Below are 8,820 nucleotides of genomic sequence, written 5' to 3'. Positions count from 1 at the left end.
TCGCTTCGAGCATTCGCATGGTGACAGCGCCGAACAGGAAGCCGCCAACGTGCGCGAGGTAGGCCACGCCTCCCGCAGGCAATTGGGCCACCGCGCCGACGTTGACGAGCTGGGTCAGGAACCAGACGCCGATGAAGAGTGCGGCCGGAATGAGTCGGACGCGCACGAACACGAAGATGACCAGCAGACTGCGAATGCGGTCGGCCGGGAACGCCACCAGGAACGCGCCCATCACCGCTGCGATTGCGCCACTGGCGCCCAGGTTGGGCACGGAGGACTGCGGATTCGCAGCCACCTGAGCCAGCATGGCGGCGACTCCGCCCAGCAGGTAGAAGACGAGGTAGCCGAATCGGCCCAACGCGTCTTCGATCTCGGGGCCGAAGGCCCAGAGAAAGATCATGTTGCCGATGATGTGCGACCAGCTGGCGTGCATGAACATGGCGGTCAGGACCGTGATCCAGTCCTGCCCTGCGGAGAGGTGGGCGGGGACGACCGACCACCGAGCGACGAACGACTCGCCGCCCGCAAGTTCGAACCCGAACATCACGAGGTTGAGGAGAATGATCGCCGCCGTGGCAACCGGCGGTTTCAGGGGGCGTCGCGAAGCATCACCGAGTGGGATGACGGCCACGGATTCCTCCTTCGAGCGACGTTGATGAGTCGGGCGGCTTGATGCGCGAGGGCTGACGAAGTGGGCAACGCCAGACGCATCACGCCGATGGATTCTTGACGAGCGAACCGTCCTCCTCGGCCAGCTCGGCGATGATCGCCTGAATCACGGCGGCGCCCGGAAGCGCCAGCAGCGCGCCGGCGGGGCCAAGGAGTCGTGCGCCGGCGAGCACGCTCACGGTCACCACGAACGGGTGCAATTTCAGATAGCGGCCCATCACTCTCGGGGTGACGAATGTGCCGATCACCCAGTTGACGATGACGTACGCGAGGACCCCGACCACCGCATGCGACCAGGACACCGTCGCGCCCGCCAGGACGATCGCGATCGCGGCGATCGCGGAGCCGAGGAAGGGAATGATCTCCGCGAGGCCGGCAATGGCTCCCAGAAGCGCTGCGGACGGGTGATGGAGGGCGGACAAGACGATGCCGATCGCCGTGCCCATGACGATGCATACGACAGCCTGTCCGCGAATGTACGCCGCGAGCGCGCGGTCGACGCTGCGCCCAAGCCGGACGATCTCGGAGCGCACCGGAAGCGGCACGAAGCTCAGCGCATTCGACTGAACGGCGGCGGAATCGGCCAACAGATAGAACGCCAGCAACGGGAGGATCGCGAGCCCCAGCAGATAGCTCAGGCCGCCGATCGAGCGGGCCGCCGCTCCGGCGAGCGTGCCACCGAGGCCTCGCAGGAGATCGCCCGAGTTGGTTCGAACGCTCCGGATCAAGGATTCGAGCCCATCGCCGAGGCCGCGCTCGGCGGCAATCGCGCGCAGACTCTGTAGCATGCGATCCATCACCTGTGGAGCACTCGAAGCGAATTGTTCCGCGTCCGCGACCACCCGGGGCGCTGCGAGTATCAGCGCGCCGCCGATAACCCCCAGGAGAGCGAGGAGCACCGCTGCCGCCGCCACTCGGCGCGGAAGATGTCGCCCGCCCGGGAGTGAAATCGCCGCGAGTGCTCGTACGACGGGAAGCAGCGCGTAGGCGACCAGCACGGCGTAGCCGACCAGCAGGGCGACATCACGCAGCGCCCACACCAGGATCGCGATTGTGATCGAGAACGCGAGCAATATCGTCCGCGCCGACCCGACCGAACTCGTCATGTCGGTAGGCTACACGTTCTCGTGGGACGCGGGCGATGTCGAATTGCGGCGTCGTGGCGTGGCGCTGGGCAGGTGCTCCGCTCACTCCGCCGACTGTTTCAGCACCGCCTCGATGTGGCGCGAGATCAGCTCGGGGTCGAGCAGCGCGATGTGGTGCACCGGCTCGAGGACGAAGGAGTCCTCGGTGAAGTCATCGCCCAGCACGTTGGTCTCGAGATGGCGCGCCAGCAACGCCTCGGCCTCGGCCGCTTCCTCGTTCGAGAACACGAAGCGCACGTGCGGAATCCTCCGCCGCGCCGATCGGTACCAGTCGGCCAGCGGGTCGCCGGGCTGCTCGAACGGCGCCACCAGATCGGCGGCGTAGCGCTGGAGCGGTTCGAGGCTCGAGCCCAGCTTCATGAACGTCTGCGACAGGTAGTTCTGCACCACCAGCCAGGTCTCGAGCGAGTCGATGTCCTTGGCGAGCGTCTTGAGCGCGATCAGCGTCTCGGCCGGATTGCTGGCGTCGATCCGTGCGTAGAGCCGGGTGGCGAAGCAGGTGGCGAGGCTGACGTTGGGGCCGAGCGCCACCAGGCCGTTGACCTCGACGCCGGCGCCGGGCTCGTCGTGCAGCATGCGCAGGAACTGATCGGCGCCGGCCGAGTGACCGACCAGCAACGTCTTCCGGGGGCGCACCTCGGCCACCAGTTCCTTGAGCAGGACGCGCAGCACGCGCGAGTGATCGTCGAGCCCCAGGATCGGCCGATTGGGTTCGCGCCGTCCGAAACCGACCAGCGTGATCGCCACCGCGCGCTGGCGTGAGTTCCCGACCACGCTCTCGAAGCGGCCGTTGTCCGCGCCCACCCCGTGCAGCAGCACCACCAGCACGTCGGAGTCGACGCGATTGTCCATGAAACTCACCGGGTAGCCGACCAGCCGGGGGCTGCGGTTGGCGAGCTGTCGCACGTGCGCGGCGGTGAGCACGAAGTGGCGCTCGACCGCGCCGGGCTTGTCGGTGGCGGCGCCGCTCTCGCTCGCCGGCCAGCGCAGCGCGATCGCCAGATCGTGCGCCGACTGCCAGCGTTGATCGGGATCCTTGGCCAGACACGCGCGCACCATTCGATCGAGCGGCGCCGGCGCCAGCGGCGAGAGCTCGGCCATCGGCCGGGGCTCGTCCTTCATGATCGAAGAGATCAGCGAGGCGGCGCTCGCGCCCTCGAACGCTCGGCGGCCGGTGGCCATCTCGTAGAGCACGCAGCCCAGCGCCCACAGGTCGCTGCGCGCGCCGGCCTCCTTGCCCTCGAGTTGCTCGGGCGCCATGTACTGGAACGTGCCGACGATCTGGCCCGCGGTGGTGAGCGGCTGGGCCACGGTCGGCGAATGGGTCTGCGCCGCCGCGCCCGCCGGGCCCACGAACGCCGGCTCGTGCCCGGTCACGCGAGCGAGCCCGAAGTCCATGAGCTTGGCGCCGGACTTCGAGAGCATGATGTTGCCGGGCTTGAGGTCGCGGTGGACCACGCCCGAGCGATGGGCGCGGTCGAGGGCGTCGGCGATCTGTGCCCCGATGCGCATCACCTCGGCGGCCGGCAGCGCGCCGCGCTCGAGCCGCCGGGCGAGGGATTCGCCGTCGACCAGCTCCATCACCAGGTAATCCCGGCCGCCGTCGTGCCCGATGTCATGCAGAACGCAGATGTGAGGGTGATTGAGCGCCGAGACCGCGCGGGCCTCGCGCTCGAAGCGGCTGCGGACCTCGGGCTGGATCGCGAGATGCTCGGGCAGCACCTTGACCGCGACCTCGCGACCGAGACGCGAGTCGCGGGCACGATACACCTCTCCCATGCCCCCGCTTCCGAGCGGAGCGAGCACTTCGTAGGGGCCGAGACGGGTGCCGACGCTGAGCGGCATCCGAACAATTTACACCAATGGCAGCGAGCCCGCGCCCCGGGGCATCGCCGGCTCGTTTGCACGTCGCCCAGCTGACGACGCCGCTCGACAGGTGGGCGAAGCGTTCACGTGCCGCTCGCGGGCGGCGAGCCGCATTCAGCCTCGAAGCGCGCTCGGCTGCCGGCCTCTTGCCAGGGCGAGGTACGCGAGCCCGGCCGCGAAGAAGCCCACAAACCAGGCGTAGTCGTAGAGCGGGCGGATCGCCGGGATCACCAGACCGCCCCAGGCGAGCGCGCAGCCGAGCAGCGTCGCGATCACTCCAGCGGGGTTCCAGCCGCCGTAGCGGCCATCGCGGAGATAGAGATCGGTCAGGTCGAGCTGGCGCCGGCGGACGATCCAGTAGTCGGCGATCAATACGCCGGCGATCGAGCCGAGCCCGCCCGAATAGCCCACCAGCCAGGCGAAGATGTAGCCGCGCGGGTCGGCCAGCAGGCGCCACGGCTGCATCGCGATGCCGATCAGACCGGTGATGAGTCCGCCGGTCCGAAAGCTGATCCAGCGCGGCAGCGCGTTGGCGAAGTCGTTGGCCGGCGAGACGACATTGGCGGCGATATTGACGGCGAGCGTCGCCACCACGACCGAGAACATCGCGAATCCCACCACCAGCGGATTGTGGAACTTGCCGACCAGCTTCACCGGATCCCAGATCGCTTCGCCGTAGAGAATCGCGCTCGCGCTCGTGATCATCACGCCCATCGCCGAGAACGCGAACATCGTGGTCGGGAGCGCCACGGTCTGCCCCACGACCTGCTCGCGCTGGCTGCGTCCGAAACGAGTGAAGTCGGGCATGTTGAGCGACAGCGTGGCCCAGAAGCCGATCATCGCCGTGAGCGAAGGCCAGAACACGCGCAGGAATTCGGCCGAGGTCGCGAGCTTGCCCGGCTGGGCGAGCAGCGGCCCCCACCCATGGGCCGCACGCACCGCCCACACCAGCAACGCCAGAGTGACGAGCAGAACGTAGGGCGCGGCCCAGTTCTCGACCTTCCTCAGCAGATCCATGCCACGGTAGATGATCCAGATGTTGAGCCCCCAGAACAGGAGGAACGAGAGCCACTCGGTGGTGGAGTGGCCGCCGAACCCGGCCCCCAGCAGGCCGGGCCACGCCGGGATCACGGCGGTGAAGAAGGTGTGCAGGGCCTCGCCGCCGATCCACGCCTGGATGCCGAACCAGCCGCACGCCACCAGCGCGCGCATCAGCGCCGGAAGATTGGAGCCGGAGGTCCCATAGGCGGCGCGCGCGAACACCGGGAACGGGATGCCGTATTTGGTGCCCGGGTGCGAGTTGAGCAGAATCGGCACCAGCACGATGCTGTTGCCGAGGAGGATCGTGCACAACGCCTGCTGCCAGCTCATGCCCTGCGCCATGAGCCCGGACGCGAGCATGTACGTGGGGATGCAGTGCGCCATCGAGATCCAGAGCGCGGCGTAGTTGTAGGTGGTCCAGGTGCGGCGCGCCGCGGGAATCGGGGCGAGATCGGCGTTGTAGAGCGGGCTGCCCTCGATTGGGGCGCTGTTCGTCAGCTCGACCCGACCGTCGGCCAGTTCGCGTTGATTCGAACTCATCGGATTGCCCTCGGGGTCCTGTCGCTTCAGCGCTCGTCGAGCGATTGCACCATGCGTACGATCGCTCGACGTGCGGCTCGCGATTCGATCCTGGTCAGAGCGCGACCGTCCACCGAAGCGTGCACCGAGGTTACCCCAGATACCGTGCCAAACAGCAGTATGGCGAGGTCGAGATCGCGAACGCCGGCAGCGCGCCGGCCCGAGCGGCGAAGCGCCAGCACTTGCGCGAGACCGTCGAGGTAGCGGCCGAGCACGCGGCGAAGCGGGCGCGGCCCGGGCCGATCGAATTTGAGCAGCCCGCGCACCTGATGGAACACGCGCATCAGATCGGGGTTGTCGCGAAAGAAGGCGAGATGCGCTTCGGTGACGCGCTCGATGGCCTCGGGTCGGGTGCGCGCTTCCTGCGCGGCACGTTGAACTCGCTCCAGCAGTTCGTGAAAGCCGCTCCTCACCACCGCCTCGATCAGCTCCTGCTTGTTCGCGAAGTAGCCATAGAGCGTGCCTTTCGCGATCCCCGCCCGCCGCGACAGATCCTCGATGCGCGACTCGTAGAGGCCTCGCTCGGCGAACAGACGCCGGCCCGCCGCGAGCAGCTCCCGGCGGGTCACGTGCTTGCGCCGTTCGCGACGCCCCTGCACCGAGGGCGGGAGCGAGGCCCGGGTCCCCATCCTGAACGTCTCCTGACCGAGATATGACCGATCCGTTACCCGATCAAAGTTGACCAGCAGGTCAGTTTTGCTTAGCTTGACCGGGCCGTCAACTCCTCCAGGCCGCGTGTGCTGCAGGGCGGATTCAGCAGGAGGTCTCCGATGAGCACCCTCTCGACGAAAGCAGGCGTTCCGGCCATGGCTCTGGTGTTCGGCATGCTCGGGTTCGGTTGCGCCCATCATCCCAAGGAAGTCGCGAGCGAGGTTCCTCCGGCTGCGCCGACGACGGCCACGCCCGCCGCGCCGCCGAAGGCGACTCCCCCACCGGCTCCCGCGCCTCCGGTCCCGGCGCCCGGCCTGAGTCAGGCGCAACTGAACGACGCCTTCTTCGATTTCGATTCCGCCTCGCTCCGAACCGATGCTCGCGAGGCGCTCGATCGGGACACGCAGCTGCTTCGTGACCACCCGGACGAACAGGTCCGCCTCGAGGGCTACTGCGACGAGCGCGGAAGCGAGGAGTACAACCAGGCGCTGGGCGAGCGGCGCGCGTTTGCAGCGCGCGACTACCTCGAGGCCGCCGGGATCGCCGGCTCGCGGATCACGACCGTCTCCTACGGAAAGGATCGCCCGTTCTGCACCCAACACGAGGAAGATTGCTGGCAACAGAACCGCAGGGCCCGGGTCGCGCTGGTGGGCGCCCCGATTCGATCGTAGCCGACGAGTGAGCCCATTTCGCCGGATCGGCCGTGAGGCGGAGAAATGGCAGCTCCATACCGTCGGCCGGGTGCTGTTCCTGAGCTCCCTGGTGGGAGTGGTGGCCGGTCTCGGCGCGATCGCGTTTCAGTACCTCTGTCAGTGGTTCCAGCATGTGGCGCTGGACGGTGTGGCCGGTCTCCGCATGGAGGGCCCCTCCGGCGAGCGCGCGCTGTTCCACGCGACCCACGCCCTGTTCCGTCCGTGGCTCATACCCCTGGTGACCACCCTGGGTGGGCTGGTGACGGGCATCCTCGTGCAGCGTTTCGCGCCCGAGGCGGCCGGCCACGGGACGGACGAGGCGGTCGACGCGTTTCATCGGCGAGGCGGAGTGATTCGCGGTCGCGTGCCGATCGTGAAGACCATCGCCTCGGCGATCACGCTCGGAACCGGCGGCTCGGGCGGCCGCGAAGGTCCGATCGCGCAGATCGGCGCCGGTTTCGGATCGTTTCTCGCGACCCGCCTCGGCCTCGACGAACGCGATCGGCGAATCCTGCTCGGCGCGGGAGTGGGCGCGGGTGTCGGTAGCATCTTTCGCGCGCCGCTGGCCGGCGCCCTGTTCGCTGCCGAAGTGCTCTACTCCGATCCCGAGTTCGAGTCCGACGTCATCATCCCAGCCGCCATCGCCACGATCGTCGCCTACTGCGTGTTCTCCCTGAAGTTTGGATTCGGCTCCCTGTTCGCAACTCCACGTTTCACCTTCCGCTCCGCGGCCGAGCTCCTGCCCTATTCGCTGCTGGCGCTCGTGGTGGCGCTCGCTTCCGGCCTCTTCGTCAAAGTGTTCTACGGCACCCACGCGTTGTTCGCGCGGTTGCGCATGCCGAAGGTGCTGAAGCCGGCGTTGGGAGGACTGCTGACCGGCCTGATCGGATGGCTCGCCTTCCGGCTGGCCCACGATGCCCGTTCGCTCGACGTGCTCTCGTTCGGCTACGGCACGGTTCAGGGCGCGCTGCTCGGGCAGGTCCCGCTGGCGATTCTGCTGTTGATCGCGTTCGGCAAGATGGTGACCACGGGATTTTCGATCGGATCCGGTGGGTCGGGTGGCGTGTTCGGCCCCTCGATGGTGATCGGCGGATCGCTGGGAGGTGCGGTGGGACTGCTGGCCCAGCAGTGGATGCCCAACGTGGTCACGCAACCGGGCGCCTTCGTGGCGGTGGGCATGGCGGGTTTCTTCGCCGCCGCCGCCAACACTCCGATCTCGACGCTGGTGATGGTCTCCGAAATGACCGGCAACTACGAGCTGCTGCTGCCGTCCCTGTGGGTGTGCTCGCTGTCGTACCTGCTGGCCCGACGCTGGACGCTCTATCGCAGCCAGGTGCCGAGCCGGCTCGAGTCGCCCGCCCACCGCGGCGCGATTCTCGGTGGCGTGCTGAAATCCATGCGCGTTCGCGACGTGATCCGCGGGAGGCCGCTCCACCAACTCCCGGAAACGGCGCCGCTGCGCGACGTGATTCGGGCCTGCATGAGCTCCTCGCAGCACTGCTTCCCGGTCGTCGATGCCGAAGGGCGGATGACCGGGCTGATCCGGCTGGCGCAGGTCCGCGAATTCCTGGACGAACACGGCCGGGACTCCGCGGCAATCGCGCACGACCTCGCTTCAAGGCCCCGGGCCACGCTCTCCCCCGGCGACGACCTCGACCACGGGCTGCAGCGGCTCATGAGCCTCGACGTCGAAGACCTGCCGGTGGTGGACGACGCCGATCCGCGACGCGTCCTGGGAATTCTTTCCCGCCGTGACGTGATGGCCGCCTACGCCGATCGGCGCCTCGGCCACGACGGGCCGGTTGATTCACCCTCGCGATCCTGACCGTCCGGGGACGGTGCGGAGTCGTCACCCCTCCAAAGAACGCGGCGACACGCCGGAAGCGTCCCGTCGAGGTCGCCGCGCTTTCGGAAAAGGTTGCCGGTATTACTCTCCCATCATCACCCGCTTCGCCTCCTGCTCGAGGTCGAGGTAGGCGGCCTTCTCGACGGTGACGCCCACTACCTGAATCGTGCCGCCCCTGAAGGCGAACGGCGCCCTGTACTGGTGGCTCACCGCGTCGGCGCTGTCGAAGCCCACACACAGGCCGTCGCCGGCCAGGGTGAACTTGCCCAGTTGGGTGCGCATCGGGCCCTGGGCCACCACCTTGTCGTTCACGTAGAGCTTCACGTGCCCG

General features: G+C 68.1%; 8 protein-coding genes. 2 read left to right on the top strand and 6 right to left on the bottom strand.

Annotation, left to right across the window (positions count from 1 at the left end):
• The 5 genes from VMJ70_16360 to VMJ70_16340 form a co-directional block, all read right to left on the bottom strand.
• Positions 1–631, bottom strand: a 631-nt coding sequence (locus tag VMJ70_16360; protein HTO92706.1) for a rhomboid family intramembrane serine protease, incomplete at its 3' end; no start/stop codon positions are given.
• A gap of 79 nt (positions 632–710) precedes the next feature.
• Positions 711–1,775, bottom strand: a complete 1,065-nt coding sequence (locus tag VMJ70_16355; protein ID HTO92705.1) for an AI-2E family transporter — start codon at positions 1,773–1,775, stop codon at positions 711–713.
• 81 nt (positions 1,776–1,856) lie between these two features.
• Positions 1,857–3,659: an alpha/beta fold hydrolase gene (locus VMJ70_16350; GenBank protein ID HTO92704.1), complete on the bottom strand. Its 1,803-nt coding sequence runs from the start codon at positions 3,657–3,659 to the stop codon at positions 1,857–1,859.
• A 135-nt stretch (positions 3,660–3,794) separates the two neighbouring features.
• Positions 3,795–5,261, bottom strand: a complete 1,467-nt coding sequence (locus tag VMJ70_16345; protein ID HTO92703.1) for an NCS1 family nucleobase:cation symporter-1 — start codon at positions 5,259–5,261, stop codon at positions 3,795–3,797.
• A 26-nt stretch (positions 5,262–5,287) separates the two neighbouring features.
• A complete protein-coding gene (locus VMJ70_16340; GenBank protein HTO92702.1) occupies positions 5,288–5,929 on the bottom strand; it encodes a helix-turn-helix domain-containing protein in 642 nt (213 codons plus the stop codon).
• A 141-nt stretch (positions 5,930–6,070) separates the two neighbouring features.
• Here VMJ70_16340 and pal point away from each other — a divergent pair, with 141 nt between their 5' ends.
• On the top strand, positions 6,071–6,622 hold the full coding sequence (gene pal / locus VMJ70_16335) for a peptidoglycan-associated lipoprotein Pal (GenBank protein HTO92701.1): 552 nt from the start codon (positions 6,071–6,073) through the stop codon (positions 6,620–6,622).
• Between the two features lie 7 nt (positions 6,623–6,629).
• Complete coding sequence (locus VMJ70_16330; GenBank protein HTO92700.1) at positions 6,630–8,468, top strand: chloride channel protein; 1,839 nt, start codon at positions 6,630–6,632, stop codon at positions 8,466–8,468.
• Positions 8,469–8,570: 102 nt separating this feature from the next.
• On the opposite strand, the gene VMJ70_16325 is transcribed toward VMJ70_16330, so the two are convergent.
• On the bottom strand, positions 8,571–8,820 hold a 250-nt coding region (locus VMJ70_16325), incomplete at its 5' end, for a hypothetical protein (GenBank protein ID HTO92699.1).

It is taken from the genome of Candidatus Sulfotelmatobacter sp. (assembly GCA_035498555.1).
Lineage (GTDB): Bacteria > Eisenbacteria > RBG-16-71-46 > RBG-16-71-46 > RBG-16-71-46 > DATKAB01.
This window is presented reverse-complemented; position numbering and strand designations above follow the sequence as displayed.

Bases quoted from the DNA above. Each gene is read 5' to 3' on its own strand.
- VMJ70_16345 (HTO92703.1), bottom strand. From the start codon at position 5,261: ATGAGTTCGAATCAACGCGAACTGGCCGACGGTCGGGTCGAGCTGACG.
- VMJ70_16350 (HTO92704.1), bottom strand. From the start codon at position 3,659: ATGCCGCTCAGCGTCGGCACCCGTCTCGGCCCCTACGAAGTGCTCGCT.
- VMJ70_16355 (HTO92705.1), bottom strand. From the start codon at position 1,775: ATGACGAGTTCGGTCGGGTCGGCGCGGACGATATTGCTCGCGTTCTCG.
- VMJ70_16340 (HTO92702.1), bottom strand. From the start codon at position 5,929: ATGGGGACCCGGGCCTCGCTCCCGCCCTCGGTGCAGGGGCGTCGCGAA.
- pal (HTO92701.1), top strand. From the start codon at position 6,071: ATGAGCACCCTCTCGACGAAAGCAGGCGTTCCGGCCATGGCTCTGGTG.